This window comes from Bacillus sp. 205(2023) (assembly GCF_037027485.1).
GTDB classification, from domain to species: Bacteria; Bacillota; Bacilli; order Bacillales; family Bacillaceae; genus Bacillus; species Bacillus halotolerans.
The window spans coordinates 1-255 of record NZ_JAXCHF010000045.1 but is presented as its reverse complement, the minus strand read 5'-3'; the positions used below and the strand labels follow the sequence as shown (position 1 = coordinate 255).

Sequence of the window (255 nt, the reverse complement as noted above, 5' to 3'; positions counted from 1 at the left end):
AGGTTGATATTCCTGTACCACCTCCTCACCATTTGAGCAATGGGGGGACGCAGGAGGATAGGGTAAGCGCGGTATTGGATATCCGCGTCCAAGCAGTTAGGCTGGGAAATAGGCAAATCCGTTTCCCGTAAGGCTGAGCTGTGATGGCGAGCGAAATATAGTAGCGAAGTTCCTGATTCCACACTGCCAAGAAAAGCCTCTAGCGAGGTGAGAGGTGCCCGTACCGCAAACCGACACAGGTAGGCGAGGAGAGAA

At 53.3% G+C, this 255-nt stretch carries 1 rRNA gene; it reads left to right on the top strand.

Going from position 1 to position 255, the window contains the following annotated elements:
* A 23S ribosomal RNA gene (locus WA325_RS21530) occupies window positions 1–255 on the top strand; the annotation flags it as partial.